The organism is Vibrio sp. T9 (genome assembly GCF_003123985.1).
In the GTDB taxonomy this organism is placed as follows: domain Bacteria; phylum Pseudomonadota; class Gammaproteobacteria; order Enterobacterales; family Vibrionaceae; genus Vibrio; species Vibrio diabolicus.
Genome location: NZ_NIGY01000001.1, coordinates 150,355 through 167,302 on the forward strand (window position 1 = coordinate 150,355; position 16,948 = coordinate 167,302).

The window sequence follows — 16,948 nt, forward strand, 5'->3', positions numbered from 1 at the left end:
GGTTTCTTCAAACCTTTTTGTATTTCAGTCATTTTCATGCAAACAAGTTTGGTTACGACCGTTTTCTTTTGCACGATACAACGCAGCATCGGCACTCTTTAACCATTGAGTGTGAGTTTCAAAATAAGGTTTATACTCGCAAACACCAATACTTATCGTGTAATTAATCAAAAAATCTTCCACTTTCACGATCTCTTGCTCAATTCTTTTACGTAAACGCTCCGCGAAATAGCAAGCTTGTTCTTGATTCGTATGAGGAAGCAATACCGTAAACTCTTCTCCGCCAAAACGACCGCACACATCACTGCTTCTTGCTGTCTTTCTTAATAACGAAGAAGTACGACGAATGACTTCATCTCCCGTCGGGTGACCATAGGTATCATTCACTTTTTTAAAGTGGTCGATATCAAATATTACTAATGAGCATGGTCCGTCGATAACTTTTAGGTGAGCAAACTCTTCTTTCAGCGATTGCTCCCAATAAGCACGATTAAATAAACCTGTTAAACCATCTTTGCGACTGATTTCAGACAAATGTTGATTTGTTTCTTTCAAATGAATGCGATTTCTTGCCGTTTCAGAGACATCATTCACTTGAATAGCAATGTGGCTGACCTCTCCTGAGAGCCCGATTAACGGGGTGATTACGATGTCTTGATACATGAAATCACTGCTGTTTGAAACCGGAGAAAAATTGTTGAATTTAAAAAGGTACGGTCGGTTTTCCCAGCTAGAGAAGGAACGAGTTTCCAGATCGGCGGCGGTTTTTATCTTGGTTTCTAGCCAAGTTTTTGGCAGCTCTTCAAAATGATCAAATAAACATTGGCCAAGGATTTCTTGTGACAGAACGCCACTGTATGACTGCATAAAACTGTTCCACACACAGACCTTATACTCTTGATCCAACACGATAAGCCCTGAATCCATCGTATCGAGAATTTGTGTGACCCAATGAAAGTCTGCTATGTCCAGCGTAATATCGGACATTAGATTAGCTCCATGATTTCATAAATAATTTCTACGGATGGTTTATCAATTAAAAACAGTACCTCACACTCAAAATCGAGCGCTTCTGCCATGTAGGTGTATTCGATAGTAAACAGCTCACCCAACTCACCTTGCTCTTCACAATAAGGCGTTAACGTATCCACAATGCCTGGCTGACGAAGTGAGAATTGCTTGTCGAGCTGATCCCCTAACGATGTGAGAAATGACGAAACCAGTAAGTTCGAGATATTCAAAATGATTTCATTATGAGGTGTAAACTCAAGCAGATAGCCTAACTTCTCGCCAATTTGATTGATGTCTCTACCTCGTAGACACACCAGAGCTTCACCATGAATACCGCCACCAACAAACCTCTGCGCAACCGCGACGGAGCCATCACGCCCAACAACGTCGACAAGCGTCATATGAAGTTCGCCATAGGATAACGGACCAACATGTGGAACAGGAAGTTGGATGAACTCGTGTAAGTGGTCTGCCATAATCGCAGCCCCTTTACCAAGTGCAATGTTTGCAATCTCGCGGAATTTGGCTAATGAGGAGAACTCCTCGCAAATCTGGCTTTTAGGATCAATCGAATGGCTAGGCTTGAACGCATAGTGCAGCCCCAATTGTTCATAGAGCGGTATCACCTGCTCTTCTGTCAGAGGCTTAGCGATAAAAGCTTGAGCACCTAGCTCTATGCAGCGCTGTTTTGCCTCTTGTTGAACATCTCCAGAAATAATGACGATTTTAGTCTGGTAATGACTAACAGGTAATGACTCGAGGACTTCAAAACCGTCCATGATCGGCATCGTTAAATCGAGAAACAAAATATCGATATTTTGCTCCGCAAGAATATTTAGCGCCTCATACCCATCTTGAGCTTCGATCAGGTGCAATGATGTATCTTGTACGATGGAGCGCGCAATGAGCTTTCTTGCAACCGCCGAGTCATCACATATCAGTATTTTCATGTCACCAATGGAACTAACGTCAAAAAAATAATAATACCTGTTGTATACGTTCATCTCCATATGCTATGCCGACAAATCAGAGGCTTATAAGCGATTTGATTCACATTTATACAAATTGACTACACTGAGAGGAAGGTTTCTTTACGAAGTATGCTCAACGTAGCGCCAACACCTTGCTTTTTATCCTAAACTGTTGGTGGTCAAATAGATTCGCGAGGTTTTGTATGTGGCAAGCAATATCGCAACAGCTTTCTGATACTTTATTATTCGAGTACCAGATCACGGAAAAAGTAAGACTGTCTGGCGGGGATATCAGTGAAAGCTACATGATCAATGACGGCGAACAGCGCTATTTCGTGAAAATTAACGATCGCGAGTTTTTGTCTAAGTTTGAAGTTGAGGCAGAAAGTCTGCATCTTTTGCGTGAGACATCTACCCTATTTGTTCCAGAGGTTGTGTTGGTTGGTAAAACCAAAAATGCCTCATTCCTAATTCTTAACTACCTTCCAACAAAGCCATTAGAAGATGGCCCAAACAGCTTTAAATTAGGACAGCAATTAGCTCACCTTCATCAATGGGGCGAGCAAAAGGAATTTGGTTTTGATACGGATAACTATCTCGGGTCCACTCTACAACCCAATAAGTGGCACAAGAAGTGGTGTGTCTTCTTTGCTGAACAACGCATAGGATGGCAATTACAGCTCCTTAAAGAAAAAGGCGTCACTTTAGTTGATATCGACGACTTTATAGATGTCGTAAAACAACTGCTAGCAAACCATGCTCCAGAGCCTTCCTTGCTGCATGGCGATTTATGGAATGGGAATGCGGCTCTCACGGCATGTGGCCCTATCTGTTACGACCCCGCCTGCTACTGGGGTGACAGGGAGTGTGATATTGCGATGACTGAGCTTTTTGGTGGATTTCAACCGGAATTTTATCAAGGTTATGAATCTGTTATGCCACTTTCTGCTGGTTATCAAGAGCGTAAAGATATCTATAACCTTTACCATGTTCTCAACCATTGCAATTTATTTGGCGGCCATTACTTGGAGCAGGCTCAACAAGTTATTAATAAAATTATTTCTTATTAATTTGGAAGCCACTGCATATTTCAAGATGTAAAACCTCGAGGCACATCACTACAGAAAATGACCCTAAGCTCAAGGTTGAGTTTGGGGTCAAGTTTTATACTTATTTCGACTCAATTAGCAACAACTCCACCTAATATCAAAGGAGACTTAACTTTGGATTGTGCCTATTTTCCTTGTAGGCAAAGTAAGTGAAGGGCTGTACTTCCTTAAAGAATAGAGTGTTTAAAAGCCCTGCGATATTAGGAGTTGTTGTATGAAAAATTATACCGAAAGGCATGTCAAATGCCCCCATTGTGGACATTCAATCGGCATTACACTAGATGCAAGTAATGGTGACCAAGAGTTTTATGATGATTGCCCAGCTTGTTGCCATGCCATTCACTTAAATATGCGAGTAGATGAGCTGCAAGATAAAGTCGAACTGTTTATCGATGACAATTACGAATAACAACTCGAGCGTGTAAGCGTTGGAAACACAAAGTCACTTGAATTAAAAAGGAGCGCTTGGCTCCTTTTTATCATTCTAAAGCTGTTTTGCTGTGAGAACTCGCTCAACAGTATCAACTATGGCTTGAGTCTGAGGGTCAAACTCAATATTAACGCGGTCCCCTACTTGTCTTACTCCAAAGAGTGTTCGTTGCAAGGTTTCTGGAATTAGGTGTACTGAAAAACGACACGCTTCAACCTCACCAATCGTCAAAGAACAACCATCCAAGCCGATATAACCTTTCGCTAATACATATTTCATTGATTCTTGCGGCAGTTGGAACCAAATCGTGCGGTTATTAGGCGTATCGATGATCTCGACAATGTCAGCCATCAAACTAATATGGCCAGACATGCTGTGTCCGCCAATTTCATCACCAAACTTGGCAGCTCGCTCAATGTTTACGCTGTCACCTTCAACTAGCTCGCCTAAGTTGGTGAGAGCCAATGTCGCTTGCATTAAATCAAAGCTGATAAGGTTGTCATTAATATTGGTCACGGTCAGGCAGCAGCCATTGTGAGCGACAGATGCCCCTATTTCTAATCCTTTACAAAGCTCATCGCTTAACTCGACAACGTGCGTTTGAAAGCGTTCTTTTTTATCAATTTTAACGACCTTCGCCGTACCCTGAACTATTCCTGTAAACATTCTTTTTACCTATTGATTTCATACAAGCAGCAATCGATGACAGAACTTTAAGCACAGCACTGTGTATCGAGATAAAACCTGTAGATTATAGAGCAACGACCTATTGAAAAATGGAGCCTTGTTCTCATACATGCCTCTAACATTAACATGATTTATTACAGCTCTCAGTATTAGCGTATCCTGAGCTTAGCAAGCATTAAGTTAGTGTTATCCACTATTCGCAACCTAACTATGGAATATAAACATACAATTGTTTATCATTTGCGCGGAGTTTCTCCGAGGCATTTTTTCACCTTATCGTGACTAAAATCAACCATCAGATCAGTTCACCACATCTTTTGTCCTCGAGCGCTCTCATTCTTTCAACTTATTGTTCCGCTCTGGAGTATTTTTCGTGCATCGCTATAAAGAAGAAGCATCAAGTCTCATCAAATTGGCGACCCCGGTATTGATCGCATCTGTTGCTCAAACTGGTATGGGGTTTGTTGATACCGTTATGGCCGGAGGCGTTAGTGCCACCGACATGGCTGCGGTTTCTGTCGCTTCAAGTATTTGGCTTCCATCCATTTTATTTGGTGTGGGTTTGTTAATGGCGTTAGTCCCTGTTGTCGCACAGTTAAATGGCTCTGGTCGTCGAGTAAAAATCCCGTTTGAAATTCAACAAGGCGTCGTTTTGGCATTGTTGATCAGTGTGCCGATTATTGCAGTGCTGCTTCAAACCCAATTTATTCTCGGATTTATGGATGTTGAAACGCTGATGGCAGAAAAAACAGTGGGGTACATTCATGCTGTTATCTTAGCAGTCCCTGCTTTCTTGCTTTTTCAAACGCTTAGAAGCTTTACGGATGGTATGTCATTGACGAAACCAGCAATGGTCATTGGCTTTATCGGTTTACTGCTCAACATTCCTCTAAACTGGATTTTCGTGTATGGCAAGTTTGGCGCACCTGAATTAGGCGGTGTTGGCTGTGGTGTTGCAACCACGATTGTTTACTGGGTCATGTTTGCCCTACTATTGCTTTATGTAATGACATCAGATCGACTTAAAAGCATCAACTTATTTGGTGAATGGCATCGACCACAATGGAAAGCGCAAGTTCGTCTGTTCAGACTCGGCTTTCCTGTTGCAGCAGCGTTGTTCTTTGAAGTGACACTATTTGCTGTCGTTGCATTATTGGTATCACCATTAGGACCAATCATCGTTGCTGCGCATCAGGTTGCGATTAACTTCTCTTCGTTGGTATTTATGCTTCCAATGAGTATCGGTGCCGCAGTGAGCATTCGTGTCGGCCATCGACTTGGCGAAGAAAACGTAGATGGCGCTCGCGTTGCTTCACGAGTGGGCATAATGGTTGGTCTAGGTTTATCTGTTCTTACAGCGATATTAACCGTATTGTCTCGTGAATGGATCGCCGAACTTTACACTAGCAACCCAGAGGTCATCACTCTAGCGATGCAACTGCTCGTATTTGCTGCTGTTTATCAATGTACGGACGCAGTTCAGGTAATCGCGGCAGGTGCACTGCGTGGCTATAAAGATATGCGAGCCATCTTCAATCGTACTTTTATCGCCTACTGGATTCTTGGTTTACCAATGGGTTACGTCCTTGGCCGCACAGACTGGATCGTCGAGCCAATGGGAGCGCAAGGTTTCTGGCTAGGCTTTATCATCGGCCTTTCTTCTGCCGCACTTATGTTAGGGGTAAGAATGCGCTGGATGCACCGCCAAGAACCAGAGGTGCAATTGAACTTTTCAGTTCAGTGATAATAAGAAAAAGCCAGCACACGCTGGCTTTTTTGATCGAATAATAACGCTGTTGAGTATACTTATAACAAACTTGTGAGCCAGTTCAGCCTGCTCTTTTGGTGACGAATGCGAAGTTATAAAAAGGATATTTGTGCGGTCTATTTTATTGTTTCTAGTCTTGTTTCTTAACGGTTGCGATAACTGGTTCAACCCAGAAAGCGCAATGTTTGACAAGTATCACCAACGTGTCGCCAATGTGTTGGACGCTCCTACTCTTCCAATCGAGTCGCAATCTACGGTGACCATACCTGCAAAGCGTGACTTATTCGAGCCACTTCCAAGGCTATCGATTGGTTTACTAGAAAGCTACCAATTACGCCAGTGTGGATTATTCAATCTACTTGCCGAAAAAAACTCACAGCTTGGTAAGGTGCAGGATGCCTTTCATGATTTTGATTACCAAACTTCACTGTTACGAGTTATGAATCGATGTTTATCCGAATTTCAGCTCAGCGATGAAGAACGCGCTACATTGACAGAGCTTTATTCGACTAAGTGGCAACATTTAGGTACTCATCTTGACAACTTGCTACTCGCGAGTGATGCAATGCAAAAGCAGCTAACGGCGTCGGATTGGCTATCTCAAGAAACAGCAAATGATGTTGCACGTATTAACGACGTCTATCGCCTTTTCAGTGAAATGTACGGCTTGCCTCATCGCGCCATTTCACGTCTACCCGATATTGAGGTTGTGCAATATCAAGAAGAGCTAGAGAAATCTCGTTTAATCGGACGACTTTACTATTCGATAATAAACGCTTCTCACTGGCTAAAAGCTACGACTCAGTTACTTGAGCAGAATCAGAGCAATGTATTGTGCGGGCCGAACAGAGACACCACCCAGTTCCGCTACCTAAGAAATGTCTTTCAATCCATTTACGTTGAAGAAGTGCAACCTTACTTAGCCTATTTAGACAGTACCTATCAGCAACTTCATGATGGCGCCACCTTGATAGAAAAGCGTATGCAACTTCATGGTCATCAATATGGTATAAAAGAAGCACACAAAACCTTTAGACAAGAAACCCTAAACCACGTTCAGTTTTGGCAGGGTCTCTTCAAGCGGTGCGGCGTAACCGTTGGCAACTAGTAAGTGCAGAGCGTTCTATTCCTTCAGCCTCTCACGCAAAAATCGGGCAAAACGTGGTTTACCAGTATGAGTAAAACCATTGTACCTGAACGTGACGGTTGAACCTATTTTCGGAGGCTGACGACGCACTTCATCGGTAAACCCACTACCAATGTAAAACTCTGTACCATCTGGTAAGCGAACTAACATCGCCCCCATCATACCCAATAAACGCCCCGTGCCTGGCTTATAGCCCACGACTAGCGCTTCATCATCCGCGTATCGTTTCAGTTTAAGTAAATCACTACCACGTCCAGCTTGATAACGGCTTGATACCTTACGTAGCATCACCCCTTCACCATCGGATATTGAAATCTTATCCAATTGCGCAAACAGGTGAGCTTCATTTTGGATCGCTCGGTGTTCGACATATTTGATATGAGGTTGGTCTACTTCGAGCACTAAGTCTTTGATGTTGTAATAACGCTTCCGGTAATCACCAGCAGAATACGGCATATCAAAGATCATAAAATCAATGTTTCGCCAAGCTGACTCCACAGGCGTTTTATCCAAAACCGTTTGTTGTACGAGATGAAAATTGCCTCGTCCCGCCCATAGCTCACCATCTAACGGATAGTCAGGTAGTGAATCGATAAACCAATCTGGAGCGTAGATTCGGTTACCATTTCTCGTCACGAGATGTTGTCCTGTCCAATAGGCGCGAATGCCGTCGAGTTTTTCGCTATACCAATATTCAGATACATCGATACCATCTTGATAGCTTTGAGCAAGAGAAACTGGAGGCGTGAGAGAAGTATCAGCTTGAAGCTGTGAAGACGCTGTCATAACAGCCAGCGCGATTAATGTCATTTTTAATGGCATAAGAAGACCTTGTACAAAAAAGCGCCTTTATTGAACCGTAACTCCTCTCGATGACCTATTTGTTACTAGTCATTCTTCGACTCAGAACAATCAACTTAAGTAATGATTTGCAAGGACAATCATAAACTTTAGACAGATTTTGCATTTAATATTTACACATTGTTCACAATAAGATGAGTGAGTCTCAAATCAAGTCGCAATCTAATCTCGATGAGACTCTTGCTTTAGCGCTCGATATTAATTCGATATCTCTCCTGAACAAGCCGTTCGTCTATGCGTTTTTGATTCTCAAATTGAGAACCTATTCCTTCTCAATTTGAATGACATCAATCAAAAATCATAACCATTTGATTTTATTTGCATTTAAATTTGGCACGTTACCTGCTCTATATCCAAGTAGAGAAAACAAACGGAGATAGAGTCATGGAATTACGCAAACTAGAAATTAATCAAGACAAATTAGCCATTGAGTTTTTTGGTGACTTAGATGCAAGTGGCTGTCGACAAGCACAACATCACATTGATGAAGTAATTCACGACAATCATCACAAAGAAGTCGAAATTAACCTACAGCACGTCCAATTTCTTGATTCTTCAGGGATTGGTGCCATTGTTTACTTATATAAGCGTCTAGTTGAACGTGAAAGAAGCATGAGTATTGAAAACGTATCAGGCCAACCTTTAGAAATCATGAGCTTGCTTCGTATTAACCATGCTATTCCCGTTAACTCAAAAGGACACTAAAAATACCGGTTTAAACGGAGGTTGGCATGGTAAATCTTATACGACGATATGTAGTAAGCGGTCTTGTTGTCGGCATGTTTGGTTGTTCGTCGTTTGACTACCCAGACCACGGAAAAGGTGGCTTGGCGGAAAACTATCAAGATATCTCAATTGAAAATTATCAGTTTTCCCCAGTCATGCCCGATGAACCGTTAGGTCCAGAGCATGGGTTGAGGTTTGATTGGCAACTCACCAAGCTACACCTAGACGCGTTGATTCAAGAAGGCGCACGCTGGTGCTTTCCTGCAGCAGTAGTGCAAGCGCTTGAGAAGCAAAACAGAATCGCACGTGAGCTAGAAGGCGGACTTCTACTCGATGCAGCTAACGATCTGGTGATTCAACGTCGACGTTTAAACCAACTTGAACAGCAACTCGACTATGTATTAAGCCAAACCACTTGTACGCCACCCGATGATATTGAAGCATTGCGTAGCGATTTGAACGTCGTCGCTGAAATTTATGCACTCCTCAATATTGATAATCAATTTGCTGTCGATTCAGCAGAAATTAATCCAAAGTACATGGGACATTTGGCAGAAGCTGCCTACATTTTACGTGACCACCCTAACCTAACTCTTGTGGTGACTGGGCATGCCGATGTCACTGGCTCACCAGATTACAACCAGAAACTCGCTCAAGCGCGTGCAGAACAAGTGAAGCGTTACCTGACTGTATTTGGCATCACATCAGAACGCGTAACCACCAAATCTGTGGGAGATAGCCTGCCGCTTTACGAGGGTGAAACACCTGCCGTGCGTTTAACCAATCGCCGCGTAAGCATCGAGGTTATTAGCCCTAATTCAGATAGCGATACCTCAGTAAATCGCAATCTATCTGTAGGGGGTGCGCTATGAACACGATGAAACCATTTATCACCTTAGTTCTTTTGTGCTTGGTCGCTTGGATACCTACTTCGTCAGCTGATGAAAACAATACTGTTAAGGTCGGCGATTTAATTCAGATTAACCTACCTGGAGAAGCTTCTTTAAATAAAGGGTTTCAAGTCGATCGCCGTGGGCGTATTAACTTACCGGAAGTCGGCCCTGTATTTGTTGCTGGATATAATGAGCAACAGCTCCAAGACGTGATTATCGAAACGCTAAAAACCGTGTATCGTGACGTAAACAACGCCCGAGTCTTTATCAAACAACAACAGTTATTAGTGTCGGTCCAAGGCTACGTGGTCAAACCCGGGGAATATACCTTACCTTCAGGTTCCAACATTCAAATGTTTGTATACGAAGCTGGCGGCCTTCGCGCTGGTGCTCAGCTCGATAAAATGATCGTTAAACGCGGCGACAAAAACATCGAGTTTGACTACAAACGTTTCCTTGATACTGGTGATAATAGCCAGCTCCCGAAATTGGAATCGCTGGACGTACTGTTTGTTCCAGCATCTCCACTCGTTGGAAATATTGAGCAAGAATTTGATGCAGCAAAACTCGCGAACTCAGGCGACAGCGCAGACTCCGCTCGTGCTATCAAAGTCTTTGGTGAAGTGAATGCACCCGGCTCATTCTCTTACAAACCGAACACCACGCTCGTTGATGTCGTGATGAGAGCTGGCGGCGTAACACGATATGCCAGTGTTGAGCAAATTCGCGTGATCACAAATAACAACCCAACCATGTTTAATCTGAAAAAGTATCTGGATACGGGTGATCAAAGCTTACTACCAGAAATCCTACCGGGTGCCACCATTTTTGTTCCAAAACAGGAAGAAGAAATCAAAGCGGGTGCAAATGTGGTTTATGTCATGGGTGAAGTTGCCCACCCTGGCGCGTATGAAGGAAAGCAAGACGCTAGCTTCATGGATATTCTCGCCAATGCAGGCGGGCCTACTCGCTATGCAGAATCTCGCCAAATTCGTGTCATAAAAGCCGATGGTAAGGTCATCAAATTCGACCTAACCGCGCATACCGAGGGGCTGTCTTCGGTTAGACCGCCGAATGTCGGACCTGGAGACGCGATTTTCGTCCCTGAGAAAACCGATTTCAACGAGAAGTCATGGCTAAAAGTGGCGCCAAGTCGAGCGGTCGCTGTGATGGGAGAAGTCGTGCGCCCGGGACGTATTGAATGGTCAGACGAAATGGATTTAATTGATCTGCTTGCGCATGTTGGCGGCCCAACACGTAGAGCTGACACAACCAAAATTGAAGTCGCCAATAATGGTCAAATGACACAGTTCGATTTAGATCAATACATTTTAGATGGCTCACCAACACCGAATCTGCCCCGAGTTTCAGCTGGTACGGTAGTAAGAGTCCATGCATTACCTGACGATCCATCAGACAACAAATCGCAATGGGTAAGCCAGAGCTCTGATGCCTCGATATATGTTTTCGGTCAAATCAATGCCCCAGGCCGCTATCGCTTTACCGAAGAGATGCACTTTCTGGATATTTTATCTGCCGCCGATGGACCAACAATGGATGCCGATATTCACAATATTCGTGTGACGCACCGTGGCCTAGGCTATGCCAAAGTGAGTAAATTGAATTTGTCGATGTACTTTGAAACGGGCGATGAGTCTATTCTGCCCCACGTTCGTCCCGGCGATACCATTTACATTCCGGAAAAAAACAAAAACTGGTTGGATCGCTCCAAAGAATCCACCGTGCGCGTATTAGGTGAAGTAAGAGACCCAGGGCGCTATGTATTTAATGACAACATGACGGTACTTGACCTGCTGGCCGAAGCAGGAGGCCCGACTAACAATGCGTATCTTGAAAAAATCAGTGTGGTCAACATGTCTTGCTGTCAGGGCCAAGCTCGAACATTTGATTTGGTGAACTTTAGCAAAACCGCCAACATTTATGATTTACCAGTCATCCGTGCAGGTGACACTATTTACATTCCACATAAAGACGAAAGCTTTGCTGAAAAAGCAAGAGCCGGATTAAGAGATATTTTACAAATCACCACAACCATCGTGTTAATAGGAGCGTTGTAATGACTATTCCTGCCACTCACGCTGAGATTGAGCAAATTTATCTTCAGAGTGAACAGAAAGGCCACAAAACAATTTGTGTCGTGGGTTGTAAGTCTGAAGACGGCGTCACTTCCGTGGCTTCATCTCTAGCAGAGCGTCTGGTTTTAGCTGGACACAATACTTTGTATGTGGATCTTAACTTGTTCAAGCCCGCTTATCGCACCATTCACGAGTTTGATGATACAGAAAAAGTTGGACACCTGATCACAAGAGAAAATACGCATCAAACCTTAGTCGGTCTCCCTGCTCCATCTCTCGCCAGCACTCAATTGGCGTACCGAGACCCGACGATGCTGAAGCGCAATATTGCAGAGTGGTTAACGCAGTACGAGCGCGTCGTGATAGACACATCTCCACTTCTGAGTGTCAACCGAAGCAATATTGCCCCTCAAGTGATTGCGGGCGTATGTGATGCCACCTTATTAGTCGCACATTATGGCTCTACGACGGCAACCCAACTCGAACAAGCCAAAAAACTACTTGATGCTAGCGATGCGAATTTGATTGGGTCCGTGCTGAATATGAAGCATACACCTAGCCTGAAAGATGAGTTGATCCGACAAGTTTCCAAGCTACGCTTTTTACCCAAAAAGTGGAAAGAAAAGATATCTCAACAAATTAAGAAAAGTGAACTGTTTATGTTATAGGGAGCGCCAATATGACTGCAAATAACACACCGACTATCGAACAAGAATTGGTGGATGAACACATTCTCCAGCAAATGATCAAAGATACGTGCGCCGAAATCATCCCTACGCTGATTGAACACTATATTGAAGAGTCACGAGAGCGCATGGAGAAAATAGAGCAAGCATTAAGCGCGAAAGACCTCCAAACATTAGAGTTCGAAGTTCATACACTCGGCAGCTCTGCCCTTGCTTTAGGTAACCGAACGCTTTCCAGACAAGCAAGAATGATTGAGAAATATTGTGTGGAAGGAAAAACACTAGAAGCATTGGCTCTCTGTGAGTCTCTTTCCCAGCTGGCAATTGAATCGTTTGACGCGCTAGAAAAGCGAAAAGATCAGGGGTTCGAGTAACCGTTTCAATAATAAATTATCTTATGAATCATCGCACTTATTAAAGTGCGATGCCGATATCATCTAAGACATTTACAATTTAACTTAATCAATTAAAAAGTATGGATTTTTCGCAAATTTCCCACCTTGTGCTAATACTTAGATAACGCTTTTCTCAAATTGAGAATATTCAGCACTAGAGAGCACTAAGCCATATAACTCGCTCATCACGCCAAATACAAATAATAGTGCTGACAAAAATCATAAAAGTGAAACGAACTACGTTGGGATAGGACTATGAGACCAAGGGTGTTACTGGTAGAAGACTCTACTTCACTAGCCATACTTTATAAGCAGTATGTCAAAGACGAACCTTATGACATTTTTCATGTCGAAACAGGTCGCGAAGCAATTCAATTTATTGAAAGAAGCAAACCTCAGCTCATCATTCTCGATTTGAAACTGCCCGATATGTCTGGTGAAGACGTGTTGGATTGGATCAACCAGAATGACATTCCTACCTCCGTTATTATTGCTACAGCGCATGGCAGCGTAGACTTAGCCGTTAACCTAATTCAAAAAGGCGCGGAAGATTTCTTAGAAAAACCTATTAACGCTGATCGCCTAAAAACTTCTGTTGCATTGCACCTCAAACGCGCCAAACTGGAAGATTTAGTAGAAAACATTCAGTCCAAGTTTGATCGCCATAACTATCACGGATTTATCGGTTCAAGTCTCTCAATGCAGGCGGTATATAAAACCATTGATGCCGTTGCTCCAACATCTGCCAGTGTCTTTATTGTGGGTGAAAGCGGCACAGGTAAAGAAGTCTGTGCTGAAGCCGTGCACCGTCAGAGCGATCGTAAAGACAAGCCTTTTATTGCTATTAACTGCGGGGCCATCCCCCGAGATTTAATGGAAAGTGAGATTTTTGGCCACGTTAAAGGCGCATTTACCGGAGCCACAACAGACCGAAAAGGTGCTGCGACGCTGGCTCACGGTGGAACGCTTTTTCTCGATGAACTGTGTGAAATGGAACTTGAGATGCAAAAGAAGTTGCTCCGTTTTCTTCAAACAGGAACCTACACACCGCTTGGTGGCACTCGAGAGATGAAGGTGGATGTCCGAATCATTTGCGCCACCAACCGAGATCCATTAACAGAAGTGGAAGAAGGTCGTTTTCGTGAAGATTTGTATTACCGCGTACACGTAATACCTATCGATATGCCCCCTCTGCGCGAGCGAGGAAGTGACATCGTCACGCTAGCCAAGCACTTTTTGACCACTTATGCCAAACAGGACAAAAAGAAATTCTCAACAATCGACAACGAAGCTCAACATATCATCAAGCACTACGAATGGCCGGGTAATGTAAGGCAATTACAAAACATCATACGTAACATTGTGGTGCTTAATAATGACGAGAAAGTCACGGTGAATCACCTACCCGCTCAACTGACTAGAAAGTCTAAAACAGTGAGAACATCCACTCCCGCACATGTAACTCAAGAGCCAGCAACCCCTCCAACAATAACATCCCGACCAGTGTATGTTGAGGAACAATCGGCCCCCGCTAGAGAACCGTCAATACCGACACCGGAACCTAACATACAATCCTCAGCGGCTGCCTCGCCGTACTTTAACTCTGATGGAACCATTCGCCCTATGTGGCAAGTGGAGCGTGAGGCGATTCAAAACGCAATCGCATACTGTGATGGCAACGTACTCAATGCCGCCGTAATGCTGGAGCTAAGCCCATCTACGGTTTACCGAAAAAAACAAGCGTGGGAAGCGGATGAAATTAATCTCGAACAATCTTGAGAAACCTGCCGTTGGTGAAATTTGGATTTTTCTTGATAGCCGCCTGTTTGGCGGTATCGAAAGTCACGTCATAGAGCTTGCCCGTGGATTAATGACATTTGGGCACAAAGCACGTGTTGTCTTAACGACTGAGTACTCGCCACCAGCACAGATTGTAGAAAAAGCAGAAGAATCTACCATCCCTGTGAGTTACTTGAACCATTTGTCTGATGAGCCACATAAGGCATTAAAGATCAAACACCTAACAAGCGCAGTCGCCAATCACCAACCATCGGTCATTCACTCCCACGGTTACAAAGCGTCAATCTTAGCGCGCTGTGCCAAGCTACTCACGCGCACATTTCCTCGCTTGATTTCAACTTATCATGCAGGAGAATCATCCTCGGGCAAACTGTGGCTCTATGATTGGCTTGATAGAAGTTCAGGCTACCTCTCTAACCACTGCTTTTCTGTCAGCCCAAGCATTCAGCGTAAAGTCATTTTCCCTTCGGAACTGCTGAATAACTTTGTGTCGATTCCCGATCGTAATCTCAACTATCAAGAAATCGCTTTCGTCGGCCGATTGAGCCAAGAAAAAGGGGCTGACCAATTTATCGAAATAGCTAAGCTCTGCCCAACACTGCATTTTAGTGTTTACGGTGATGGACCAGAAAGAGAATCACTCCCCCACATTGCCCCTTCAAATGTGACATTTTTCGGTCATCAAACTGAAATGGAGACCGTTTGGAAAAACATTGGCGTGCTGGTAATTTCTTCTCGCTATGAAGGCCTGCCTATGGCGGCGCTTGAAGCAATGGCTAGAGGAATAGTCGTGATGAGCCTACGCGTGGGTCGCTTGCCCGATATTATCCAAACTGGCGAAAATGGCTTTATTGTCGATGACGTCCCATCTCTCGCTCAATGCCTTAAACATTGGATGTCTCTTGATGAAGCGCAGCAATCTCTCATTCGTCAAAACGCTCGGCAGACCATTATTGATGATTTCTCGGCGCAAAGCGTTATTCCTGTATTGCTACGAAAATATCAAATTGAAACGGAGCAATAAGCCATATTGGTTCTCAATATGAGAATATTGCTTCTCCCCTTAAGTCCAAGCACAAATATCTAATAATATTCAAACACATAAACTAATGGCATATTTTGGCATCTCTGTTGCAACTCAGCAGTTAACACAAGTTAATGAGGAGACAGAGGTGACTTATGATTACTCCAAAACGCATTCTATATGTTCATTATGGTGATAACTGGATTCGCGGCAGTGAAGTGGTACTTCTGGATCTCATCTCAGGGATTGACCGTGATAAGTTTGAGCCATTCGTGTGGTCAAATTGCCAGCCACTAATCGATAAGTGTCAATCGCTCGGAATTGAAGCGGAACATTCTGTTTTCAATCTCGTTGGTGGCTGGAGTGTACCTCGCTGGGATATTAGCGGATGGAATAGCCTTATCAAACAGGGCTCAGCACTGATCGAAAAACACAATATCGACTTGGTACACGTTAATAGCGGTGGTCCTTGTCAATGGATGTGTTTGGCTGCACGCATGAATCACATCCCGCTTGTCACCCAACTTCATTGTCACTATACATTGCGAGATCGCTTCTCTCTTGGGCTACACCTCTCCCCAAAATTGATTTGCGTTAGTAAAGATGTCGGTCGTGAAATTATTCAGGATGGTTACCCAGAAGACCAGCTTTATGTTGTGCACAACGGTGTATCGCTTCTGGACTCTGATACGCCCATTGATATCAAGGCTCACCTCGGAATACCTCCACAAGCGTTTACCTTTCTCTCGGTAGGTTCGTTGATTAAAAGAAAAGGATTCGACCGCCTTATTCACGCTATGCGCATGCACAATTACCATCACGATAATCCTCATCTTGTTATCGTTGGCGATGGCGAGGAAAGAGAAACATTGCAACAACTTGCTTCGGATCTCGGTATCCAAGACAGAGTCCACTTTGTCGGGGAAAAAAGCAATGCTGGTGCATGGATGTCTGGGAATGCAGACGCTTTTATTAGCGGCGCCTATGAAGAGGCCTTTGGTCTCGTGCTCGGGGAAGCGGCTTTAGCTCAACTGCCTATCGTGGCTCCTAAAACAGGAGGCATCCCTGAGTTGTTCGAGCACAATCACTCTGCACTACTGTACCAGAATCGCGGAATGGCAAGCTTATTAAACGCTATCCAACAAGTCATGCAAGATGCAGCGCTAAGAAACAAGCTAGCTGAAAACGCCTATCTTCATGCTAGCCAAAACCTCACGACTGCAGCATCCATAAGCGCCATTGAAGGTATTTATGAAGGTGAGCTTGAGAACAACAGTATTACACCAATGCCAATGACTCACTGCATGAAGCCTCTTTCACGCTGGTTGAGCATCAATTGAGGAG

16 protein-coding genes are annotated in these 16,948 nt (G+C 43.8%); 12 read left to right on the forward strand and 4 right to left on the reverse strand.

Going from position 1 to position 16,948, the window contains the following annotated elements:
* Window positions 1–24 precede the first annotated feature (24 nt).
* Window positions 25–987: a diguanylate cyclase gene (locus tag CBX98_RS00695; RefSeq protein ID WP_005396213.1), complete on the reverse strand. Its 963-nt coding sequence runs from the start codon at window positions 985–987 to the stop codon at window positions 25–27.
* Window positions 987–1,961 carry a response regulator gene (locus CBX98_RS00700; protein ID WP_005396215.1) on the reverse strand — a complete coding sequence of 325 codons (975 nt, stop codon included), beginning with the start codon at window positions 1,959–1,961 and terminating at the stop codon, window positions 987–989. The genes CBX98_RS00695 and CBX98_RS00700 overlap by 1 nt, the downstream gene beginning before the upstream one ends.
* 224 nt (window positions 1,962–2,185) lie before the next feature.
* Here CBX98_RS00700 and CBX98_RS00705 point away from each other — a divergent pair, with 224 nt between their 5' ends.
* Window positions 2,186–3,052, forward strand: a complete 867-nt coding sequence (locus CBX98_RS00705; protein ID WP_005396217.1) for a fructosamine kinase family protein — start codon at window positions 2,186–2,188, stop codon at window positions 3,050–3,052.
* 253 nt (window positions 3,053–3,305) lie between these two features.
* Window positions 3,306–3,500 carry a CPXCG motif-containing cysteine-rich protein gene (locus tag CBX98_RS00710; RefSeq protein WP_005396219.1) on the forward strand — a complete coding sequence of 65 codons (195 nt, stop codon included), beginning with the start codon at window positions 3,306–3,308 and terminating at the stop codon, window positions 3,498–3,500.
* A gap of 75 nt (window positions 3,501–3,575) precedes the next feature.
* Here the strand turns inward: CBX98_RS00710 and CBX98_RS00715 are convergent, their stop codons facing one another.
* Window positions 3,576–4,187 (reverse strand): riboflavin synthase subunit alpha, encoded by a 612-nt coding sequence (locus tag CBX98_RS00715; RefSeq protein WP_109168358.1) that lies wholly within the window; start codon window positions 4,185–4,187, stop codon window positions 3,576–3,578.
* A 394-nt stretch (window positions 4,188–4,581) separates the two neighbouring features.
* Here CBX98_RS00715 and CBX98_RS00720 point away from each other — a divergent pair, with 394 nt between their 5' ends.
* Both CBX98_RS00720 and CBX98_RS00725 read left to right on the forward strand, forming a co-directional pair.
* Complete coding sequence (locus tag CBX98_RS00720) at window positions 4,582–5,952, forward strand: MATE family efflux transporter (RefSeq protein WP_005396222.1); 1,371 nt, start codon at window positions 4,582–4,584, stop codon at window positions 5,950–5,952.
* A 133-nt stretch (window positions 5,953–6,085) separates the two neighbouring features.
* The gene (locus tag CBX98_RS00725) at window positions 6,086–7,084 is read left to right on the forward strand and encodes a DUF3080 domain-containing protein (RefSeq protein ID WP_109168359.1); all 999 of its coding nucleotides are present in this window, start codon (window positions 6,086–6,088) and stop codon (window positions 7,082–7,084) included.
* 15 nt (window positions 7,085–7,099) lie between these two features.
* Here CBX98_RS00725 and CBX98_RS00730 read toward each other — a convergent pair whose 3' ends face one another.
* Window positions 7,100–7,945 (reverse strand): DNA ligase, encoded by an 846-nt coding sequence (locus CBX98_RS00730; RefSeq protein ID WP_046875255.1) that lies wholly within the window; start codon window positions 7,943–7,945, stop codon window positions 7,100–7,102.
* A gap of 423 nt (window positions 7,946–8,368) precedes the next feature.
* Between CBX98_RS00730 and CBX98_RS00735 the strand changes: the two genes are divergently transcribed.
* The 8 genes from CBX98_RS00735 to CBX98_RS00770 all read left to right on the forward strand — a co-directional run bounded on the left by CBX98_RS00735 (window position 8,369) and on the right by CBX98_RS00770 (window position 16,944).
* Window positions 8,369–8,689 (forward strand): STAS domain-containing protein, encoded by a 321-nt coding sequence (locus CBX98_RS00735; RefSeq protein WP_005394270.1) that lies wholly within the window; start codon window positions 8,369–8,371, stop codon window positions 8,687–8,689.
* Window positions 8,690–8,715: 26 nt separating this feature from the next.
* Window positions 8,716–9,582, forward strand: coding sequence for an OmpA family protein (locus CBX98_RS00740; protein ID WP_046875254.1), 867 nt, complete (start codon window positions 8,716–8,718; stop codon window positions 9,580–9,582).
* On the forward strand, window positions 9,579–11,681 hold the full coding sequence (locus CBX98_RS00745; protein ID WP_109168360.1) for an SLBB domain-containing protein: 2,103 nt from the start codon (window positions 9,579–9,581) through the stop codon (window positions 11,679–11,681). The genes CBX98_RS00740 and CBX98_RS00745 overlap by 4 nt, the downstream gene beginning before the upstream one ends.
* Window positions 11,681–12,367, forward strand: coding sequence for an AAA family ATPase (locus CBX98_RS00750; RefSeq protein WP_047008761.1), 687 nt, complete (start codon window positions 11,681–11,683; stop codon window positions 12,365–12,367). Before CBX98_RS00745 ends, CBX98_RS00750 begins: the two co-directional genes overlap by 1 nt.
* An 11-nt stretch (window positions 12,368–12,378) precedes the next feature.
* The gene (locus CBX98_RS00755; protein WP_012841848.1) at window positions 12,379–12,759 is read left to right on the forward strand and encodes an Hpt domain-containing protein; all 381 of its coding nucleotides are present in this window, start codon (window positions 12,379–12,381) and stop codon (window positions 12,757–12,759) included.
* Between the two features lie 276 nt (window positions 12,760–13,035).
* Window positions 13,036–14,559, forward strand: coding sequence for a sigma-54 dependent transcriptional regulator (locus CBX98_RS00760; RefSeq protein ID WP_109168361.1), 1,524 nt, complete (start codon window positions 13,036–13,038; stop codon window positions 14,557–14,559).
* On the forward strand, window positions 14,534–15,604 hold the full coding sequence (locus tag CBX98_RS00765) for a glycosyltransferase family 4 protein (protein WP_109168362.1): 1,071 nt from the start codon (window positions 14,534–14,536) through the stop codon (window positions 15,602–15,604). The genes CBX98_RS00760 and CBX98_RS00765 overlap by 26 nt, the downstream gene beginning before the upstream one ends.
* 155 nt (window positions 15,605–15,759) lie before the next feature.
* The gene (locus tag CBX98_RS00770) at window positions 15,760–16,944 is read left to right on the forward strand and encodes a glycosyltransferase (protein WP_109168363.1); all 1,185 of its coding nucleotides are present in this window, start codon (window positions 15,760–15,762) and stop codon (window positions 16,942–16,944) included.
* Window positions 16,945–16,948: the final 4 nt, after the last annotated feature.